At 32.9% G+C, this 22316-nt stretch carries 16 protein-coding genes; 2 read left to right on the top strand and 14 right to left on the bottom strand.

Annotation, left to right across the window (positions count from 1 at the left end):
- Genes IGJ14_RS04200 through IGJ14_RS04170 form a run of 7 tightly spaced genes read right to left on the bottom strand, consistent with a single transcriptional unit; the run spans position 1 to position 8464 of the window.
- Positions 1-1422: a lipopolysaccharide biosynthesis protein gene (locus IGJ14_RS04200; RefSeq protein WP_108144928.1), complete on the bottom strand. Its 1422-nt coding sequence runs from the start codon at positions 1420-1422 to the stop codon at positions 1-3.
- A gap of 4 nt (positions 1423-1426) precedes the next feature.
- A complete protein-coding gene (locus IGJ14_RS04195; protein WP_430608314.1) occupies positions 1427-2485 on the bottom strand; it encodes a polysialyltransferase family glycosyltransferase in 1059 nt (352 codons plus the stop codon).
- Position 2486: 1 nt separating this feature from the next.
- The gene (locus IGJ14_RS04190) at positions 2487-3935 is read right to left on the bottom strand and encodes an O-antigen ligase family protein (protein ID WP_430608313.1); all 1449 of its coding nucleotides are present in this window, start codon (positions 3933-3935) and stop codon (positions 2487-2489) included.
- Positions 3922-4890, bottom strand: a complete 969-nt coding sequence (locus tag IGJ14_RS04185) for a beta-1,6-N-acetylglucosaminyltransferase (protein WP_108145086.1) — start codon at positions 4888-4890, stop codon at positions 3922-3924. The genes IGJ14_RS04190 and IGJ14_RS04185 overlap by 14 nt, the downstream gene beginning before the upstream one ends.
- Positions 4891-4913: 23 nt before the next feature.
- Complete coding sequence (locus IGJ14_RS04180) at positions 4914-6005, bottom strand: glycosyltransferase family 1 protein (protein WP_108145085.1); 1092 nt, start codon at positions 6003-6005, stop codon at positions 4914-4916.
- A gap of 12 nt (positions 6006-6017) precedes the next feature.
- On the bottom strand, positions 6018-7058 hold the full coding sequence (locus IGJ14_RS04175; RefSeq protein ID WP_430608310.1) for a glycosyltransferase family 2 protein: 1041 nt from the start codon (positions 7056-7058) through the stop codon (positions 6018-6020).
- 14 nt (positions 7059-7072) lie between these two features.
- Complete coding sequence (locus IGJ14_RS04170) at positions 7073-8464, bottom strand: sugar transferase (protein ID WP_108145103.1); 1392 nt, start codon at positions 8462-8464, stop codon at positions 7073-7075.
- Between the two features lie 308 nt (positions 8465-8772).
- Here IGJ14_RS04170 and IGJ14_RS04165 point away from each other — a divergent pair, with 308 nt between their 5' ends.
- Positions 8773-9261, top strand: a complete 489-nt coding sequence (locus IGJ14_RS04165; RefSeq protein WP_146156685.1) for a transposase family protein — start codon at positions 8773-8775, stop codon at positions 9259-9261.
- 37 nt (positions 9262-9298) lie between these two features.
- Positions 9299-9712 carry a transposase gene (locus tag IGJ14_RS04160; RefSeq protein WP_108144910.1) on the top strand — a complete coding sequence of 138 codons (414 nt, stop codon included), beginning with the start codon at positions 9299-9301 and terminating at the stop codon, positions 9710-9712.
- Positions 9713-10141: 429 nt separating this feature from the next.
- Here IGJ14_RS04160 and IGJ14_RS04155 read toward each other — a convergent pair whose 3' ends face one another.
- From IGJ14_RS04155 to IGJ14_RS04125, 7 genes are all read right to left on the bottom strand, one after another.
- Complete coding sequence (locus IGJ14_RS04155; protein WP_430608308.1) at positions 10142-11755, bottom strand: hypothetical protein; 1614 nt, start codon at positions 11753-11755, stop codon at positions 10142-10144.
- Between the two features lie 1052 nt (positions 11756-12807).
- A complete protein-coding gene (locus IGJ14_RS04150; protein ID WP_108144908.1) occupies positions 12808-14946 on the bottom strand; it encodes a glycosyltransferase family 2 protein in 2139 nt (712 codons plus the stop codon).
- A 31-nt stretch (positions 14947-14977) separates the two neighbouring features.
- Entirely contained in the window at positions 14978-16564 is a 1587-nt protein-coding gene (locus tag IGJ14_RS04145; RefSeq protein ID WP_108144907.1) for a methyltransferase domain-containing protein, read from the bottom strand.
- Positions 16554-17774 (bottom strand): ABC transporter ATP-binding protein, encoded by a 1221-nt coding sequence (locus tag IGJ14_RS04140; protein ID WP_010735938.1) that lies wholly within the window; start codon positions 17772-17774, stop codon positions 16554-16556. Before IGJ14_RS04140 ends, IGJ14_RS04145 begins: the two co-directional genes overlap by 11 nt.
- 11 nt (positions 17775-17785) lie before the next feature.
- Positions 17786-18592: an ABC transporter permease gene (locus IGJ14_RS04135; protein WP_104871472.1), complete on the bottom strand. Its 807-nt coding sequence runs from the start codon at positions 18590-18592 to the stop codon at positions 17786-17788.
- Positions 18593-18932: 340 nt separating this feature from the next.
- The gene (locus tag IGJ14_RS04130) at positions 18933-20162 is read right to left on the bottom strand and encodes an EpaQ family protein (RefSeq protein WP_181265159.1); all 1230 of its coding nucleotides are present in this window, start codon (positions 20160-20162) and stop codon (positions 18933-18935) included.
- A 120-nt stretch (positions 20163-20282) separates the two neighbouring features.
- Positions 20283-22298 carry a DUF7657 domain-containing protein gene (locus IGJ14_RS04125; protein ID WP_108144906.1) on the bottom strand — a complete coding sequence of 672 codons (2016 nt, stop codon included), beginning with the start codon at positions 22296-22298 and terminating at the stop codon, positions 20283-20285.
- Positions 22299-22316: the final 18 nt, after the last annotated feature.

Genomic DNA, 22316 nt, shown 5'->3' with positions numbered 1-22316 from the left:
TTATGAATTATACTCGTTTATAATTCTATCTTTATTTTTATAAAAATATATACCAGAAATTATAATTAACAAAACAATTAGTATATAGCGAAAAATTAACTGTTCAATCAATATATGAAGCACCAGTGAAAATAATGACACAAAAATTACTATGATACTTATTTTTTTAGTATCAAATAATTGTTTACCAATAATTCTTTTTGCAATATTATAATGAAAGAGAAATAATAAAAAGTAAGTAAAAACCGTAGTGTATCCTGCAGCTATTATTCCATAACGAGGAATAAAAAGCATATTTAATAAAATATTGATTACCGCACTAGCAACTGTCCCTACTGCTATAAATGTAGTCTTTTTCTTATAAAATTCCGCGTTTACAGGTAAACTATATAGAAACTGAAAAAAATAACCCAATGAAATAGGTATTACTAAAGATAACCCAGAATAATATTCTTTTGGCGCCATTATTTTTGCTAAATCAATTGAGATTACCATCACAATCATTGCAACAAAAGTAAATGCTAGTAAATAATAGTTACTTACTTTCCTCACTGTTTTTTCATTACCTTTACTCATTTCATTATAAAACCACGGCACCCATGCATTGTTCGTTGATGCCCATATAACACTTAATATTATTCCAATATTACTAATATATGAATATATCCCCCCAGAAGCTGGACCTAAATATGAATTTATCATGATTCTATCAAATTGTGCCAAAACAATATTTGCTACGGAGTGAGGAATAAGTGGTAAAGATATTTTTAGCGCATAAGACCATTGTGTTCGGTCAAAAAAGTATTTTCCCTTAATCATAATCCTCAGATAAATAACTAAACTGATTAATACAAGTGCTAATGTACCTCCAACTACACGGCCCACATATTTATCTTGAGAGAATATGGTTTGCATCAAGACTACTGAGACCCCAATATTTAGCATAGTAGATATAAAAGATAAAATTAAGAATTTAAAATGATTAAAATTAATAGTAAAGTATGCTTGGATATAGCTAATAATAAAACTAGCGAAACTTTGGATCAACATTAAGTTGAACAAAATTTGATTCATATCAAAAAAAGTATTAGAAAACGCAAAATATAGGTTTCCGATTAACATGAATGCCCCAAGCGAAATAGTCGCTAACGTTAGAACAGATGACATAAATTGATTAATTTGTTCTTTATAATCAAAGCTAGCATTGTTTACTGCCGAATTTAAGCTTAATCCGATTAGGATAGAAAAAATTGATACAAATGATGCAAAATTATTTATTAATCCATATTGTTCTTGAGTAGTAATATTAACAAAAATCGGAATAGTAATAAACGAAATACCTTTGATAAAAAAATTACCAATCGTATACCAAAAGCTAGAAGTAACTAATTTAGATTTGGAGAGCGTGTTAAGTAATCCCATAAACTTATTCAACCAACTTTCTTAATTGATCCCAATTAGCAGGGAGTAAAATTTTCATTTCAGATACTTCATTATATTTTTGACAAAATAATACGATATTTTCCAATATTTCTTTCTTTTCATTAGGTAAAGTTGAAAACTCATTTATTATTAGCTTAGCTAATAATATTGAATGGACTTTCTTCTCAAACATCATAGATGGAGAGAAGGAGATTGTAGAGATTGGGCTTATTATTAAACTATTCGAAAAATCATTTTCCGCCAATAAAACTTCAAATGGTAAAGCGGAATTCAATAACTGGTTCTGTCCATAACGGTTAATTTCAACTCTTGGATGAAGTTTGACTAAGATTTCTTTTTTTTTTGGAAGAATTTCTTTGATTTTTTCAAAGATCTGTGTTTCATCGACTCCGTAGCCATCTTTAAGTAAAGGTTGATCAAAGAATAAACACTTGTTTCTGATAAAAATTTTTTCTACTCCAAAAATAGTCGAAAAAATTCCCATTAGATCACTTTCTTCTTTTATTTTTGGAATTCTAGTGACTTTCTCTACATTGTAAAGCAACAATTCTGGACAATATACAAAGTAAGAATTAAATTTTTTTTTGAAAATGCTATGTTTATTGATTAAAGCAAAGAACTTCTGTATGTTTTTGCTTGTCGTAAAAACTTTATTGTTTAAATACGTTCCTAATCCATCTTCTATATAATTCATTTTGATGTCCGGATTATTTTTATGAAGTTTTGAGAATAAAATCTTTGAAAAATAGTTTTCACCTTGTAAGAAAATCTCATCATACCTACTTAGGTTGTCAGAAAAAAATGGATTGTGGTTAGTTATCAAATTAAGTTTTCTCTCTATAAATGAGCCCATTTTCTTGTAGTCAACTAAAACTACTTTATCAAATATTCCCAGTTCATCTATCCGACGGCTATAAGCCTCAGCATTTTCAAATTCAGAATAGATAAAAAGATCTCCTTGTGCTTCATGGTAGAAGTTGTGGTATACATTTATTATATTAATTAAGTGTAGTGGAGTCCAAGCAACAAAGGCTAATCTCATATTAATTCTCCTTTTTTAAATACATAAAAGATATATTTCCTAAATAATACCAAAATACTATTGATATTACATCACGCTTATTAAACAAGAGATGGGATTCCACTAATTCATTTGCAAAAATAGATAATAAGAAAATTAATACTATCCCTAAAAGGGCATAATCGATCTCCACACTTTGAGACTTCTTTATAAAGAATAATTTAATTAATTTAAAAATATTACACATATAAAATATATAAAAACAAATGAAACCAATTATTCCACTTGATACAATTACTTGGATATAACCATTATGCATATTCCCATGAGCTCGTCTTAATTCATTTATATCCATAGAATTAAGCTGCACTTTGTCTAGAACAGTTCCATCACTATTTCCAAAAAAATCAGTTTCGCCATGACCAAAGAATAGAGTTGGTTCTGTCGCTTTAACAGCAGCCTTCCAAATTGAGAATCTACCAGCTGAAAATTCAGAATTACCATCAGAATGTTGTACAACAACTTTGTCTGGTCTGTCAAGATTATCTTCTACTTGATCTGTTTTCTTTATTTCTATTTTATTTTCGATTGCCACGGGGATTTTTGCTAATAGATTTTTCGCATAAGTATTTCCAATAGTAAAGAAAACTAGAAAAATAAGCGCTATGGCTATTAACCATCGAATATTAATACTAGTCCTTTCAGTAACTGCCTTTCTAAAACTCGATTGAAAAAGAAATACAAGAAAAAGGAATAAAAAGCTGATTATAACTAACTGAGCACCTCTTGAGGATGAAAGTATAATATAAATAACTTGTACAGCAAAATTTATAATATATAAAAGTTGAATTTTTTTTGTTAAATTATTAAGCAGACCACTAAAAATGCTTAATATTATGGAAGTATAACCAAACATTGCCCCCACATTAGGACTAGTATATACTCCAAATAGTCTGTTTTCGATAAATCCTTGTCTTGCTACTATACCTGGAGTTCCGGTTGGAACACGATAAGAAATTAAGAGCACAAATTGTACTATCGAAATAAACGTTGCAATTAAAATAATAACTATGAATACATTGTTAAATTGAATTATTTTTTTCTTCCTCGTTTCACTATCTTGTGAGAAGTCCACTGGGTAAATAACTATCAATGTAATCATTAAATAAACCAGATTATAAATTGATGGTACAAAAAAATAAGCTCTATTTAATAATACAGTGATCATAAAACTTACTATTCCTAGAATCAATAAATAAGAATAACGCATTTTAAAAAAACTTCTTTTTATTAAAATTTCATATACGATTATAATACTGCCCCATACCACAGCACCCTTCATAGGCATGTTAGCTATGTTGTAAGTGCTTGGCATAAAATAAATTAAACATATAACTAGGTTTACAACTCTAAATAGATCACGGTTTAGTACAACAGATTCAAAGCAAGATATTATTTTATTCATCTTCATTTCCAACTTTCAGAATTTCTTTATCGATTTTATTTAAAAGCTTATCTGAGTACCCTGATTTTACTTTTCTGACAAAGAGTTTATCACTATTTTTTATTTGGTCAAAATCATGCTCATCAAACCATTTATTCATTGAAGGATCAATTATATGAAGATTGGCTAACTTCGAAGTTTGCAATGGTGTATCTTGTTCATTTGCTAGTTTTATTGGTTTATCTGGCCCTCCTATTAAATTATTATATTGAAAGGAGGAGTTAAAAAAAAGAGTATGAAAAAATTTTTCATCAGATGCAAACATACCAATTCTAAAGTTTAAATAATCTTTTTTATTAGCTGTATATGTCTCCATTAATTCAATCAAGCAATCCTTAGACAAGGCCCACCACTGCGAGCCATGATACAAATCAAACTTACGATGTCTTATTTTTTTAGAAAGCTTAAACCTTCTTAAAATACGATTAATTACTGCTCGAAATACTTTGAATATTGTTGTATTACTTTTATTTATCATCGGATAATCATGCTTTTGATAAACATCAATATGTTTAGCATATAATTCTTTGTTTTCATTTTTGTCCAAATTGATTCCACGAATAAACTCAACATTTTTATTTTCTTCAAAATAATGATAAATATAGGCACTAGATTTTATTGGATAATCAGAACCTGATAATAATACATATTTTAAATACTCTTCATTTTTCAGCGCTCTAGTCACTAAATTGATTTCAGCTTGAACTATCGAAAATCCCCCCCAATAAATTTTAATTCGCTCCTCATTATCCAAAAATATCACATTGTCATAACCTTTAAATTCATTAATAAAAGGTCGAATATTCGTTTTTTTATCAATATGAATAAAAAAAACTGCGTTTGTGTTTAGACGATCCACTAATCTTTTCAAGTTATAAACATCATTATAAGCTAATACTAAATAACATATATCTTTCAACATTAACCCTCCGAAACATTTAGAAATCAGTTCTTTATGCTCTTATTATATATTGCTTCCATCTGTTTAGCCGTATATGAAACATCATATTGTTCCAAATCTGGAGTAATTTCATTTGTATAAGGTTCCAATAATATTTGTTTTGCCCATTCTTTTTTTGTTGCTTTCAACGGTAAAAAGATAACATTATTTGTTAGCTTAGTATCCTTAGAGATAGTTTCAGCTAAAACAAGTTTTATTTCAGCTGCCTGAGCTTCTAGACCAACCATTGGAAGTCCTTCATAAAGAGATGTCATTACAAAGACATCAATAATTGATAATAACTCTGGGATATCATTGCGCTCACCTAAAAGTGTTACCTTGTCGCTTATGCCTAATTCATTAATTTTATTTTCTAATTCTAATCTTAGCGAACCTTCACCAACAATCAGAAGATAAGAGTTAGATTTTATTTTTATTATTTCTGAAAAAACATCCAATAAATATATTTGATTTTTTTGCTTTTCTAATCTTCCAATATTCCCTACAATGAAAGCTCCGTCAGGAATAGACAATTCACTTCTTTTAGCTTTTTCTACTTCATTGTTTTTTTTGTACATTTGCATATCTATACCATTATGAATGATTTTAAAAGGATGTTCTCTAAATAAACTTTGACCAGCTTCTTGGCTTACGGCTAAAAATTCAGTCGCATTATTCAATAAGAGATGTGTCAAAAAAAATCGTAGAATATTCATAATAATGTTTTGGGATTTCCCATCTTCTGTTGCATGGCTATGAGCAATTCTATGTTTAATTCCATTTTTTTTTGCCAGCCATAAATTAATTCCACCACCAAAATAAACCTCATTATGTGCTACATCGAAGGATTCCTTTTTCAATAAACGGTTCACTTGGAATAAGTATTTAATAATATTTTTTTTAGGATTTGCTACAACAAATATGCGTCCACCTAATTGCTTGATTTCTTCATGGTAATCCGTTACATTTGTGAAATCATCATATATCAAAAAATCGAATTGGTATTTACTACGATCTATTTTTCTATATAAATTCATCATAAACGATTCTGCTCCACCTAAACCCATTCTTCCTTGAAAATGAAGTACTCTTTTCATATTAAATCCTTTCTAATACTTTCTCTTAATATTTGCCATTACCTTTGGCATTTTTGTTTCTATAAATGAACCTAGATAGAACACAAATGTTACAAGTGGTATTGGCAAATTGAATAAAAGTTTAGTGATTTTTTTTGTCAAAGTATCGGTTATAGCAATATTCTTTGCTTCCTTGACTAAATCATCTTTTAAAATATTCTTTATTTCATTTTTTTTCTGTTGAATAGTTATTTCGTTAGTCTCAAAAATAGAAAAAATGACAGACGTTGTACCTTTCAGTAATAGTGCTGCCATCCCATCTTTATGTTCATTATTTGTTATAGCGTTACTACGTTCGTAAAATTCTTTAAATGTCTCAAATTTATCTTTTTTATATTTATTTGTAATTCCTTGACTACTTTCAAATTCATAGATATATTCAATTTTAGGATTCATAACTACCTGATTACAATATTTATAATAATCTAGATTAAATATCCGATCTTCACAACTGTGGTATTTTTCAAACCGAATACCATACCTTAAAATTACGTCTCGTCGATAACATTTATTCCAAACAACATACAATAGTTGTCTATTCATTAACTTATACATATCTAAAAGAAATTCACTATTACTTTGATATGTGTATCCATCTACAAGATAATTTTTTTCATCCACTATCTTATCCCTATCAATCGTTCTAAAAATAAAGGAACTTATAATCAAATCTACAAATGGATTCTTAGAAATAATAGCTGAATAATCATTTAGAATATTTATGTCTGGAAAATCATCTGCATCAAAAAAAAGCAGGAAATCTCCATTAGCACGTTCGATTCCGTAGTTTCGTGCAAATCCAGGACCTTCGTTCACTTTGTTTAACAGTCGAAAGCGAAAATCTTCAAATATACAATCTCTTATGACTTGTTCTGTATTATCTGTTGATCCATCATTAATAAGTAAGACCTCAAATTCTTCATTATTAAATTTTTTTAATATACTAATTAATTGAACGATTGTCTCAGCTGCATTGTATACTGGTATAACAATACTGAATTTTGGTGTAGACATCCTTTCACCTCAAATTATCTTAAAATCTTTTCGCTAGGAAATCTCATTTTTTTCAAAGATGTGTATATTTCCTCTTCTTCTAACCCTTGAGAGGACATTTTATCAAAGAGAATCTTGATTGTTTGTAATAGGATTTTTAAATCCATCATCAAAGAATACTTTTTAATATACAATAAATCAAATCGTAACTTGCTGTTATAATCAGAAGCATATTTTCCATATACTTGTGCATAACCAGTGATACCTGCTCGTACATTATGTCTTAAATAATAGTACGGGTTTTCTGCATTGAATTGATCTACAAAAAAAGGACGTTCTGGTCGTGGACCAACAATGGACATATCACCTTTTAGTACATTAAAAATTTGTGGGAGCTCATCAAATCGGACTGCGCGAATGAACTTACCCACTGGCGTTACTCGAGCATCATTACTTTTTGCTAAAACTGGTCCGGAATTGGCCTCAGCGGTTGCTGTCATTGATCGGAATTTGTAAATAGAAAATTCTTTTTGATTTTTAGTTATGCGAACTTGTTTATAGATTACCGGTCCTGGAGAAGTGATTTTGACTAATATTGCTGTCAGTAACATAAACGGTGAGGCAAGAATCAATAAAATAAATGACACAACAATATCGAATAATCGTTTAAATAATTCATATTCAGGTTGAATTCTAAATCCAGAAGCTTCAATGATACTTTCATCTTCAAAGTTCATGATATTCGGATTAATCATTGTTAGGTTCTCGAAGGTTGTATTCAAGAATAATTTTTTCTCTTTTTTAGTAATTAATTGATAAATTTTTGTCTTCTCTTTTTCTTCTATATGAGAAGCTATATATATGATATCTATGCTGTCAATCATTTTCTTCACATTTTTATAATAATGATCTACAATCACAGCCTCAACTTTATGCTTATTATTTTTTTTAGATTGGAAGTTTTGTATAGCCGGAGCCACATCTTTCTCAAGCCCAATTATTATCACCTTTTTATCTTTACTTACACGTAGATATAATTTGTAAACGAGTATCCGATATATGCTTAATAAAAATGCTCCTACAATAAAAGAGATTAAAATTACTGCTCGAGGGAAGGCGAACCATCTACCAACAAAAGTAACCACCATGATACCTAAAGACATTAATACCTGTCCAATAACTGTTACAGAGACGATATCGCTAATCATACGGTTATAGAAAACATATACTCCTAGTAAAATATTCAGCGCGACAAAAATAATGGAAGTAAAAAAAGCTGAATACTGAAATGTCTCAAAATTCCTTAACGGAATTTCTCCTTGAAACTTTATTAAGAAACTAATATATATTGCTGCATTGTAGACTAGGACATCCATTATGATAATAAGTATCCGTCGGGCAGCATTCCATTCTCCATTTTTATTCATTTATACACTCCTAACCACAAAATAATACCTTAATCATCTTACCATAGCACTATGTAAAAAACTAGTGAATAACCAAATTGTAACCTAATTTCAAAGATTTCTTTAGTCACTTAGGTAAGGTATAAAATCATGTTAAATAAGAACAAAAATAGAAGTAAATTTTGGCTGCTCAGCAAGAAAAAAGTAGCTCCATGTACTGGGCTATCATATTTAAAAACTACTGGTTTCCACAGAAAAAACTCATTCTTTCAAAGTTAAGAAGTTTTTAAATTTGAAATCAATGACTAGGTTTTGATGTGAGAAAATATTTGAAACAAATAAAAAAAATAGAAAAAGAGATATCCAAATTGATAGAATTAAGTCGTCTAAAACAAACTCTCTCAAGAAAGGATATCTCCATGGACTATCATACTAAAAAAATACTCGGTTTAACAGATAAAAATATTATTTTCCCTACAGAATGGCTTTCTGAAAAGAAAGAAGGTGGTATTACCACCTACGTGATTCATGGACGCTTAGATTACACTCCCACTTGTTGTACAAAATGTGGAATTAAAAATGAAGGACAAGTGATTAAATATGGTACGCATCAAACCACCATTCAATTATTACCAATTCATTCACATAAAACTGTCTTCAATCTTAAGAAAACTCGCTTTCTGTGTAAAGAGTGTGGCTCAACTTTCTCGTCTGAAACTTCTTTAGTCGATAGAAATTGTTCGATTTCTGTCGACTTGAAACGAAAAATCATGGCAGAATTAGCGACCAACTCCAAAGGATTCTTATCTATTAGATAGCTCACACTACCGTTATGATTATTCGTTTAAGCGACCGATGACTGAAAAAACCACAGTCGATGAACTACTAAGCTATGATTCCACATTGAAGCTGGCTTATGACACCTATCAATTTCTTCTGTATCACTATAAACAAAAAGATACAAACTACTTTTTTGAAGTGGTGAATACTTTAGACGCGCAGCTTCCTGAATGGTTTCGCAAGAAGCTCACTTTCTTAAATAAATATAGAAAAGGAATCGAAAATGCCTTCAAAACACCCTATAGTAACGGAGCATTAGAAGGGACAAATAATAAAATCAAAGTCATTAAACGTGTCGCTTATGGTTACCGTAATTTCCTCCATTTTCGTGACCGCATTTACTTGATTCAAGACTTAGTTTTCCAAGATCAATCCAGAACAAAAAAGAATCAATCGAAGCCTCTTTCTGCTTCGATTGATTCTCGATGAAATTCTTTCAATTTGAACTCACCAACACTACTTGTCGAAGAGCCACAAAAATTTGAAAATCAATTTTCGTGGCTAGGGCATTATTTCTAAAGGTTGAACACTTTTTCCGGATTCCTACATATGAGACAATCTAAACCGATTTTAGCCTCGTTATGCTTAACATTGCTATAATCGGTTTGATTGTTGAATTGATAAACATGACAAAACGATAAAAGCTAAATTGTACCACTATCTTACTCTGTGCTGTTAAAAAAGGATTTTCAAGTACTTCTTTTTTCAGTTTTTTATATAGGCAAGATTTTTAACTATCTATCAGCAACAGATAAAACTTGGATAATTGTTTATTTTGAAATCATATTATGTCGAACATTTATTCGATCAATTCAAACTAAATAATTGAAAATCTTTGAGAAATATATATTAGTCTAATCAGTGTGTTCTTTTTTTTACATTATACAAATAAAAAATAAGTAGAATTAACGATAGTATAGAGATAATTAAGGATACTTTTGATAAATATGTGTATGGATACTTGATTGAGACTTTATTTATTCCATTTTCACCTTTTATAGTAATCAAGGGACTGATTTGCTTAGGTGTTTCAATATCCTTGGAATTGACATTAACCCTTAAACCCTTGTAATGGAATACAGGAAGAACTATCGTTTTATCTTTTGATGATTTAAAAGTAAATATAATTTCATCTTTGTTTGGAGAAAAACTACTAGCAATAACTTGTCCATTTTCTGTAACCTGATGATTTTTCAAAAGTAATTGCTGTTTTTTATAACCCTTAGGAACATAGTCAAAGTTTTCAAAATTAGCAAGTTTGTTTACCATCTGTGAATTAGAATAAATTCCTTGGATATTCATTTCTTTTACCAGATTAACTACAGATGAGTAATTTAATATGGAGACAGCTAGTATTAATATTAATATGGTATCTCTTCTCTTTGTATGTGAAATTTTTTCTAGCCACGGGGAAATAAATAAGACTCCTGAAAAAGATATAAACAATGTTGAAAATATCATAAACCGCCAAGGCGCTTGAATAATATTTAAAGGAGTGTTTTGTAGTGCAAACCACGGAAAAATTTTCGTGCAAAGTAGAATAGATATTACGCCCATAGAATAAGTGAATTTAGATAAAAGCCCTAATTTTTTAAAGTTTATTGTTAATATAACTAGAAAAATAAGCAAGACTAAACCAATACCAAATGATAGTAAATCTGAATCTATACTTCCAATCAAAAACTGTTTACCTAGATATATTGCTCTTTTTTGCAATATATCCACGTAAGGACGATTCAAATCTTGGTATAGTGTTTGTTCAATCATAGGGCATATAAATGCTAGTGAAAGGAGTAACGTAACAATAGTTGCTTTTATTAATTTAATTACTATAGAAAATTCCACCTTCTTTTTTCGATAGAATTGAAGTATTAACGCAAGTACAATCATTGATACAGTCATTGCCACAGAAAGGACATGTGTATAAGTCAACAAAGTCATGCTAATTGCCAATATAATCCATGATTCTTTCTTGGAGTCGTAGAGTTTTATAAATCCAAGTAAAATAAGGGGGGTGATTGACATCGCGAGTAGTTCTCCTAGCGCTCCACGAAGAAATATTTCTACACTCCTAAATGAAGATGTTGTATATATAACAGCAAAAATAAAACTAGTAAAATTTTTTTTACTAATTTCAAACATTACATAATGGCATATAAATAGCGTAAATAATGTAACAACATAAAGGAAAAGATTATAACCTATAGCCAAATTTGTAAATTTAATTAACAAAAATAAAGGATATATTGTCAACCATGGATAAAAGATATTAACTTGCATACCATATGATCTAAATGTATTAAAATTAATAGGGGAACTAAAAATAGATTCCAAACTTAAAGCACGATTGATATGAAACGCACTATCATAAAAGCCAAAAATCTCCATATTTTTAAACGCCGGAAATAAGTACAAAAAGCTAACAAACACGTAAATTATAAATATTTTAATAAATATATATTTTTTTTTCATATATCTTCCTCACATTTTTTTATATTATAACAATAGCATTTTTTACTTAAATAATCTAGCTAAATAAAAATTTATGTACTAAGTTTCAGTAACACGCTGAAACTTAATTATAAACTCTTGGAAGAATATCAATACTCTTCCTATTCAGCGAATCAGCACTAAGCATCTCATAAAACCTAATTTAATCTTTACCAAGATGGTCGTTTATACTACCATTTTATAATCATAATGTTTCATCAGTGAATAGTTAGGACATTCAACAAATTAAAATTAATAGGATCATTTGACAGTATTTCGATTTCACTAGTAAACCATAAAACGAAGGTCTCATGATATTAAAATTAATTATATTGATCCATCTGCTTAAGCAATATCTTTAAAGTTCCAGTTTCCCTCGTACTCCCTACTTTCTTCCGTATAGCTATTATTTCCCTCTGAATTAACGATATGCTCAGCACGATTAAAAGTAACTTTTGTAGGGAATCATCATAAGGGAATTAAAGTAATAATGAGTAAATAATAATCCTGGCTATTTTATCTATTACCCTTACTAACTGATTCATTTCTTAATTTACTATTGTATTTGCTCGAGTATTATAAGCGATTATACCTTTCATCTATCTTGTACACAGATGATTGAGTCCACCTCCCTCGTATTATACTTTCGAATTAAGGTTATTTGAACAGTGTAAAAATTTAAGTAAAATTACTTTTTTCTTGCCATATTTTTTACTAAATCATATTTATTTTCTGGATATTATCGTTCTTATTCTTTATTGTATAATTATAGTGATAACCATTATTTTGAACAACTAATTCTAATAGAATTTCCGCAAACTTTAGTTTGAAATAATCGGTTAAAAATTCTGATGATTATCCACCATGTGCATAATCTCTTCACATTTTTGTGAAAAAATAGAAAAGAGATATCCAAATTGATAGAATTAAGTCGTCTAAAACAAACTCTCTCAAGAAAGGATATCTCCATGAACTATCATTAACCATCGATAAGTAGCGAAGGTCTGCTTAAGGCATAGCATAATATGCAAGAATTATTCTGGTCGCAACGAAAAATCGCCAATTCCTTGTTTTGTCAAATTGTCATTATAGAAAGGATCATGTGCGATATATTTTGGCCATTTATCTTGCATTTTTTTGATTTCACCCGCAAAGCGTTTCTGCTTTTCTGGCGTATCTTCGTACCCGCGAGATTTTGACTCAAAGTGATATAGTTCAACCTGATGAGCATACACATTGTTTCTGCCAAGTTCATAGACTTTAAGACATAAGTCTACATCATTGAAGGCAACTTGTAATGTCTCATCGAAGCCACCCACCGCTTTGAAATCATCTGCTTTGACCATCATACAAGCGGCGGTCACTGCTAAATAATCGACGTCGATCACTAAGCGACCAAAATAACCACAATGTGTGCGATCATAATTATTCAACGCATGACCAGCGACGCCGCCGATGCCAACTAGTACACCCGCATGTTGTGTCGTATCATCTGGATAATAAAGTTTTGCACCAACACAGCCAATCGAATCAAACTGAGCGTATGAGACCATTGTCGTCATCCAATTAGGTGCGATCACTTCCGTATCATTGTTCAAGAACAAATAATACTTCCCACTTGCTTTTTCTGCCGCAAGATTGTTGATACGAGAATAGTTGAAGGGAATATCGATCAACTCAACAATAAATCGTTCTTTCAGTTGTTCCTTATAGGAGTCAAAAAGATTCTGCATGTTCGGATCAGTACTACCGTTATCGGCTACGATGATCTCATAATTAGGATAGGTTGTTTTTTCGATGATTGAATCAATACACATTTTCAAATCGTCATACCCATTTTTAGTTGGGATGATGACGCTGACTAGCTCCTCTTGTAAGACGTCATAGTTGATCTCATAAAATCCTGAGATTCTACCTGGTCGCACTTGCCCTTTGATATTTCTACGAGCCAACGCATCCGTCAAAGCTTTCACACCAGAATCGTAAATATAGCTTTTAGCTTCGCCACTGCTGGCTGTTGATCCTGGAATCGTGCGCCAATGATAAAGCACGCGGTCGATATGATAAATATGTTCTGCTGGGATCTTTTCGGTAAAACGGAGAACTAAGTCATAATCTTGTGAGCCTTCATAGCCTTTACGGAAGCCACCTAGCTCTTTGACAATACTTAATCGATAGACCCCTAAATGAGAAATATAGTTATTTCCCATCAACGTATTAGGTGACCAGTCTGCTTTAAAATGAGGGTCGAAACGATTGCCATCCGCGTCGATCTTATCTTCATCACTATAGATCAAATCAAGTTCTGGTCGTTCATTCAACACATTGACTACTTCAAACAACGCATTAACAGGAAGTTCATCGTCGTTATCAAGTAATGCCATGAATTCCCCTTCTGCGATCTCAAGTGCAGAATTCGTAGCTAAACTAATATGTCCGTTTTCTTCACGAAAGACAACTTTGATCCGTGGGTCTTTTTGCTGATAACGTTCTAAACATTTATGGATTTTAGGATCGGTAGAGGCATCATCACTGATACACAATTCCCAATAATCATATGTTTGAGCAATCACAGAATCGATACATTTTTCTAACCATTTGATTTCTACGTTATAAACTGGCATCACGACAGAAATCAATGGGCGATAGCCAAAGGCTTGTGCTTTTGTCTTTTGCGCCGCTACATCGATTTGTTCATGTTTAGCAATCCATTGTGCATAGTCGATCGAACCTGGCTTCAATTCCATTTTCACGCGACGTACAGCCTTTTTCAGGCCATGGGTCCGAGCATAGTTCAACCCTTTTTTTAGTAATCTTTTTTTCTTTTCTAAACTAGACTCAATGCCATCATCATAAGGATAGCGCCCATTCAATTTGACCGATATCCCATTTTGATGATCTTTCGTTTGAAAATCTAAAATCGCTTTTCCCTTCATCTTTCCAGATAATCGAAGATTAAAACCACTTTGAGTTTTTACATCCAAATCATAAAGATGATTGATATCCAAACGTACGACTGGCGTATTTTTTGCTATAATATTTTCTTTTTCGACTTGGATCGTCGGAATTTCTTTCGTTACTTCATCGATTGCCCAACCAACGATCAATAAATCGCCAGTCGCCCGCTCACGAGTGATCTTATCGATAAATACAGCAATTTCTTTTTTTTGCACTGGTTTGGTACTCCTTTACCTAATAAGTTATTTACATTTCAACTAGCCAAGACTGCCCATTTTCTGCAATCAATTCGAATAAAAATGATTTTTCTTGTTCACACGCTATCTGGATCTCAAAACCAGCTTTTGTGTGGGGAGGAAGTTTTTCGGCTTCATTCACTTCGACTCGCTCGATCTGTTGAACCTCGAAGAATGGTGATTGATCTACAGATAGTTTGTAAGATAAAGGTTTACGTTCCGCATTAGAAATTCCCCATCCAATGATTTTGAGTAATTTTTTTTCTGGATCCCAACTTTTTTCGTCAACACAAAGAGAAAGTTCTTTGGCTTGGATTTTTTTCGCTGTTTCTTTTGATTTCACCAATCGTCCTTTTGGCTTTATTGCCCAATTGTTAGGTTGCAACAAGTCATAATATCGATCAGTCGTAGTCTTCAAGACTCTCGTCAGTTCTTTATTCTCTGCTTGTAATCGTTGGTTTTCTTTCGTCAGTCTCTCATTTTCGGCAGATAATTCTTTTTGAACAGCAGCCATAGGTTTGATTTCTCTAAGGACTTCAGCCATCGTTGCTGGTAATTCACCGATAAATCGATAATGGCAAGAGATTTTGATCGTTTCGCCACTTATATCGGTCAGTTCCAATCTTGGTGCTTCTGATCCATCAAAGATATAGCAGTCTGTCGCTGTTTTGATGACTGCATTCGATGTAATAAAATCAAGCTTTACTCCATCTACTTCCACACTGAACTCAAGGTAACTTGGTTGCTTTTCAAATTGAAAAATAAAACTGGTCGGTTCTTCTGTCAGTGGGAAAGTCAATTCTTGGTTTTCTCCCGTATGATTATTGAAGGGTATCTGCAATGTTTCTTCTTGCGTACTATTTTTGATGATTTCGATCATTTTGACATAATTTGAATTTTGCGGTGTATTGATTTTAGCTTCCACATTTGGGTGTTTTTTCAATGAAAAGAAATACTGATACACTTCGCCAAATGGACGCATTTTGAAATCATAACGAACTGCTTCTGGTAAGTCAGTATAAGCTGACTTCAATTCAGTATCCCCTACTGCTAGATATAAATAATCTTCAATGTTGATGTGCAGATCAGCTTTTGCAAATACTTTTTGAAAGCCTTCGTGGGTATAAAATGAATTATGTGTTTCATCCAGTAGCCCAAAAGAAGCCCACGGCAATTCGTTATTAAAGAGGTGGATCAATACAGAGTTATGCACGAGATTAGGAAAAGTAATCAAAATCTCGCCTTCTTCATTTAGAAACTCTCTGACTTTTTTTAATGTCTTCAAAGGATCAACTAAATGTTCCAACACATCTGCAAATAATATATAATCAAACGTTTGACCAGCATAATATTTTGCCCATTCAAAACTTTCGATATCCCCATAAAAACCATCTTGGGCGATTTCATTGACGTAATCAAATAGTTCTTTGTCCAGTTCAACAATGCTTACTTCACAGTTTTTTGCACCGATCAAATGTTTCGTCATGCGTCCATTGCCTGGACCAAATTCCAAGACTTTACTTCCTGGTTTGATTTGTCCGACAATCTTACCTACGCTACTTTGTTCATCTAAGTCCATCTCGAAATCATACTTCATTGTTTTGATCTCCTTCTTTCCACTGGTGATCCAAGACCACGATCCCTTCACCAATATAAGAACCTGTCACAAATAAGTTCATATACTTCGTCTTATAAACTAATGGAACAGTGGCATTTTCTTCAAAAACCGCCACATCGAAATAGTATTCACCAGCAAGTAATCCTAACTTCTTATACTTGAGATAAAAGACATTTTTTCCTTTTTCCCAAGGAATCGTGATATCGTCCAATAGAGTATTCAAGCCACAGACATAGAAATTATCGACCGTTCGCAGAGCAATCCCTAACACAGGTTTCTTGATGGTATCATCTTTTACTTCATAGGTGACCTTTACATAAAGATCTTCTCCTTGTTCTAACATATCGATCGGTTGCTTGTTTTCATCTAGTAATTCAGCGCTTAACACATCGACGATATCTGGGGCAGCAAAACGCTCCACTTGATTTTTGTTACGATCCACTGTTTTTACTGATTTTTTCTTTAAGAAGTTTTCGTAATTGGTTGTCACATCCATCGTGTCACCAAATTCTACGACTTCACCATTTTTTAGCCAGTAAGAGCGATCACAGAAACGACGGATCGAGCTGATATCATGGGAAACAAATAAAATCGTCTTCCCAGAATTTTTGATTTCTGTAAATTTTTCCATACATTTCAATTGGAACTCTAAGTCTCCAACTGCAAGTGCTTCATCAACGATCAGAATATCTGGATTGACGTTGATCGCTACCGCAAAAGCTAAGCGAACGAACATCCCACTTGAGTAAGTTTTGACTGGTTGATAAACGTGGTCTCCGATATCTGCGAAATCAATGATGTCATCCACCATCGCATCGACTTCTTCACGGGAAAAGCCAAGAACCATTCCATTTAAATAAATATTTTCATACCCAGAATATTCTGGATTAAAACCTGAACCCAATTCAAGTAAGGCAGAAATCTTTCCTTCGATCTCCATGGTTCCACTTGTTGGAGTCAAAACGCCTGTAATGATTTTGAGCATCGTTGATTTACCGGAACCATTTTCACCGACAAAACCAATCATTTCACCTTTTTTGATCTCTACATCAATATTTTTCAATGCATAAAAAACATCATGGTACGATTTCTTGAACGGATTCAAAGCTTCTCTAAAACGATCCGTCGGTTTCGCATACATATTATATGATTTAGTGATGTTGTTTAATTTAATTGCGTATTCTGTCATAACTATACTCCTTACAGCACATCTGAAAAATGTGGTTTCAATCTACGGAACACTAAGGAACCGATTACGAACATGATTAATGTAACTACCCAAAAATAGATTGTATAAGTGCCATGTTCCCAGAACCAAGCTTGACTTAGGAAGGATTCACGATAACCTTGGACAACATAATACAAGGGGTTTAGTTTTAGAATCTGTATGATTGCTGGATTAAATTGACTTGGACTCCAAAGAATCGGCAAGGTCCACATAATCAGCTGTAACAAAATCGTGATAAATTGCATGATATCTGGTATAAAAGGTTGGATCGATGCCGTCAACCACGTCAAACCAGTCAAAAAAGCGACCATGCAAAATAGGTAATAAATCAATTGTAAAGACATGACCGTTGGAAAAATACCATGTCCCATTGTTACGACTAATCCAATCAAAATAAAGAACATATGTGAGTACAAGTTTGAAAGGATTTTAGTTGTTGGTAAGATACGGATATTGAATACTACTTTTTTTACTAAATAGGTGTATTCCCGGAAAACAAGTGTTGTAGAGGTAAACGCATCTGAGAAAAAGAACCATGGAACCATCCCTGTGATCAGATAGACGATAAACGGATACTTCCCATCAGTCATCGCTGCTTTCAAGCCAAAGCCAAAGACTAACCAGTAAATGAGAACCGTAAACACAGGATTGATGAACGCCCATAAAATCCCTAAAAATGAACCCGCAAAACGTGATTTAAAATCATTTAACGAGAATTGAAGTAATAACTTTCGATTTTGATAGATATCCTTCATAAATAAAAACAAATCTTTAAACATTTGTGTTCCTCCAAGCAGTTTCAATTAATTACAGTCAACAGCCATTTTACCACATTTTGAGCTAAGGACTGCGATATTCGTTGTTTCTTAATTTTCTATTAAGCAAACTTTTTGTCAACGTTACTATTTTACAAAAGATGATACTTAAATGCAATGAAGCAAAAAACGTGGGTCTGCCTAAAAATGGCTTACCCACGTTTTCATTTTATTGATTGAGGTAAGAACAGAAGTGTTGAGCCTTATGTCAGAAGAGGTTGCTTCTGTTCACACCATTTATTCGATTCTAAGGTGACAGTCAAAAGTAATGGACACTTTTGGCGCACACCCTTATTTTTCAAATTTAGTGATAACGTGCAAGTCTTGAAGTTGACAGTTGTTCTTCCTCTTGTATTTTGATTCGCTTACCTGGTGGCTGATCGTAACGATGACTTGCCATCGCTAACAACAAGTAGCCGATAGGTACCCAAGGGAAAGAAGTCAATGTATCTTCCATAAACGATTGGATCATTACTGCCATGAATGCCCATAAAAACGTAAGCTGACCATTCGAAAAATCAGCTTTCAGTGTTAGTCTTCCGACAAAAACAAGTAATAAAATCCCTACAATTGCGATTCCTATCAATCCATATAAATTCAAAATAGAATTATAACTATTGTGATTACCTAAAACCTCATCCCCACGAAAATAAAGAAAAGGCTTCATTCCAACCAGTAGTTGCTCCGTACTCTCGGAAATCGTTTGATAAAATTTTAGCCATATACCCTCTCTACCAGTGAAGAGATTGATCTCTTCAGAAGTGGCAGCTAAATAGGAAATCGGTAGTGCTAGACTAAAAATAGCTAAATAGCCGATAAAAGGTGCCCGAATAAATTTAAAGAATCTTTTAGGCCAGATATCCAATAAAGCAAAAATGATGATCGCGATCAATGCTGAGCGTGATTGACATACCCAGATCCCTAAAAATGCAGCAATGATTGCTGGTACTCCAAGAATCCGAATATACCAACGTTCAAATGAACTGGCGAAACCACTGATCAGTAGTCCAAGCATCATCAACGAGCTACCGATCGTATTCGTATTGATCCAAATATCGGATAATTTATTATCTTGATTCCATATACTTTGTCCTTCAGGTACTTGAATCTCTGTAAAGACTCGATATACCGTAACAGCAAGGAAAAATGAGAAGACAAGCAAATAAATTCCCCGATCGACTTTGTCAAATTCGATCCACTTTACACTCAATCCAATCAGAATCAAGATCGGGATCAACAGATTACCTGCCAAAGAACCTTCTCGTATTCCACTGAAATACGTATAGAAACAGAAGATGACAACTGCTGCTCCTAGATAAAAAAAGTCAAATCCTCTTGCTTTATAGATATTCAGTCCTGTTAAAACAAAGACACCAAACGTGACGAATTGTGCGCTATGCTCATATAAAAATAAAGTAGTTGGTGTTCCTATACCGATCGTCCAGACAGAAAAAAGGGCGATCAGCATCAGTAACAAGATTCCAGTACTCATTTTATTTACGAATTTTTCTACAAATGTTTGAATGTTTTCCACCTCCTCTGCTAAACAATACATTTTTTAAACGGATCATTGGATCAGCGTTACCAAGAATTTTTCTGACTGATCCAATATCTCCATTTTTTTAGCACACATCTTTTTCAAACTACACATTTTTTATTGACCTGTTGATTGTGTTTGCCAAATAGCATAATTTGGATAGGTAACTTCATAAATCATGTGCCCATCGTCGTCTGGTCCATATAATTTAGTGAACTGTGCTTCATTGCGCTGGTTATAGTCATCTAAAGGACGTTTGGTTACCACATATTTAATGCCTAACTTTTCAGCATCATCAAAATTCAGAGTCACTGAGAACATGTCTGGACGATCTAGTTTGAAGGCTGTATCTTCTTTGGCAATAAAAGCTCTAGTATGGGCATAACGATTGTAGAAACGCTCATATTCGCCTTCTGGATCAATCAACTGCCATGCAGCTTTGTCGGGATAAAAACGGACCGTATTGAACGCCTTCACTCCTAAAGCTGGTGTGAAATTATAAAGCTCATCTTCCGTTAACCAAACTTGACCTGGATCTTGTTGATCGATTTTTTGGATTTCTTTGGCTAACGTTTTTTCAAAAATTGCGCCTGTTCCTTGGACAACTGGATTCACAAAGAAACCAGAAGCAATGATCAATGCACTAAATGAAAGGTAGAAAAGTAGACGTTGTCGAAACAGTACAAATGCTAAAAGGAGTGTTCCCAATACAATTACACTGATCAGCTCAAGGTCTGAGAAATATCCTTCCATCTTGGAACCTTGTAACGCATAGTAATAGATCCCTGCATTAGCAATCAATAAGACGAATTTATACCAAGTAGGGATGACATCGTGTTTCCAAATATATGCGATAAACCAAATCGATAGTAGAAAGGCCGCAAAACTGAAAGTCAAGATTGCACGAAACGGTGGGACAAATGATAACAACGTCAATTGAGCCATCGTTCTAGACAAGCCAACGGTGATCCAAAAAATCGCGAAGAGACAAAAAATCATTAAGATTCGACCAATGATTTTTTGATCGTCGTCTTTTTTCCCAAACAAGACAAATGGACTTGCTAAGAATACCGTTGGGAAGAAATGGTAAAATAGTGCTACTTCTGAATTATTTGAGAAACTGATATCCTCGAATGGGATTTTCCAGTTCGTTAAGAAATAGAAAAATTCACTTAGTTTCCATTTTCCACCTGTACTTACTCGATTCCCAGGATATAACGTATTTAAAGAGGCGAGCAAAGCATCTTTAGAGATTGACCAAAAATGCCACATGACAATGCCAATAAATAGTAAGGCGGCAGTAATCAACACCGCATCAAACCAATCCCATTGTATTTTTTTGCGGTAATAGATCAGTAACCCGATAAAATAAAAAACTAATAGATAGGCGAGCATCACTTGATGGGCCGGATAGATGACTAAGATAAATCCGAGACCGAATATGACTACTAGTAACATCATCAATGCGCGCAGCCACTTTTTTTCATGTTGATAAAAATAATGATAAAAGACGACCATTAAACCAATCGTAAAGAAAATCAAATCGCCAACGTGTTGCATGAACCACCATTGAACAGCTGGTGAGAAGGTCAATGCAAATGAACCAATCAACGAAAGTGGCTTGTTTCGTTTCGTCAAGATCATCAGGAGTTCAAATCCTAACAAAACCATGACTACCAGTTTCATTGCCCAATAAAAAGATAACCCTCGATCCCTTCCTAAAAAGAAGAATCCCCAGTTAAATGGTTTACCGATAACAGTGATATCTTTCACTGGTGAATTGTAGGCAATGATCATATTTTGACCATTCAGTGAATAATCTTCGTTGATGACCGGATAACCCGATTCTGCTTGAGAGAAGTAAAAAGGCGTTTGTACCAGCCATTCATCTGAGCGAACTTCTCGATTTTGACCAAAAATCACATCCGTCTTTTTCCCATCATCTCTTTGGGACACATAGTTATCCCAACTGCCGATCGAGCTACCATTCAAGTTGAAGGTCACAACGATAACGATCACCAGTAAGCCGATCACATAACGCAATTTCAATAGGATATCTAAAAATAGATTCGTCTGTTCTGTCTCCGGTTCTCGTGATTTATCTCGCCTTGCACTTCTTGTTTGTTTTTCCATAAAATTCTCCAATTTCTT

Source organism: Enterococcus sp. DIV1304_2 (assembly GCF_050555445.1).
Classification (GTDB): domain Bacteria; phylum Bacillota; class Bacilli; order Lactobacillales; family Enterococcaceae; genus Enterococcus_B; species Enterococcus_B pernyi.
This window is presented reverse-complemented; position numbering and strand designations above follow the sequence as displayed.